General features: G+C 39.1%; 1 pseudogene. It reads right to left on the bottom strand.

Annotated elements, in window-relative coordinates:
- Nucleotides 1–50 precede the first annotated feature (50 nt).
- Nucleotides 51–608, bottom strand: a pseudogene (locus BFI01S_RS23640) (IS21 family transposase); the annotation flags it as partial.

Genomic DNA, 608 nt, shown 5'->3' on the forward strand with positions numbered 1-608 from the left:
TAATCGTAACTGACGAAATTGATCCTGCAGTTCATTCACTGTTTTATGCATTATGCTCGCCCCCCTAAAATGCTAGTATACGTATTTAGGGATCGAGTAGAAGCCTTGATACTAGAATGTTTTGCTGGCTTGGCAGAAAGGGATTCTATCTCCTGTACTGGCTGTTGATTTGATGTATACAGGTGATGTGCAATGTCACGAAAATCGTTGGCACTAACCAATTTTTCTGTCATACACTTGGTCATAACCGAGTCAATAAACGCTGGATATTTTTGAACCACCTGCTGAATGATTGCGAACTGATCCCGTCGATATCTTGGGTATTCTTTACTGATCTTATCAAAATATGCAGCTGCCTGTTTCTGATCTTCAAAAGAGGAAATCAAACGTTGTTTAAACTCTTCAATTCCTTTTGATCGATCACGTGTATGATTGCGATTTTGAATTAGCTTTCCTTTCTCTACACTGATGTCATGCTCGGCGATGATTTCACCTTCTGCTTGTTTTCGAATCACGAGCGTCTGTTGTTCTCTACCTTTAACTTCAATCAAAACAAGATTTTCAGAATTTGTTTGATAAGTCCCAAGTGGAACGGAATAACGGTTTGA

It is taken from the genome of Cytobacillus firmus NBRC 15306 (genome assembly GCF_001591465.1).
Lineage (GTDB): Bacteria > Bacillota > Bacilli > Bacillales > Cytobacillaceae > Cytobacillus > Cytobacillus firmus.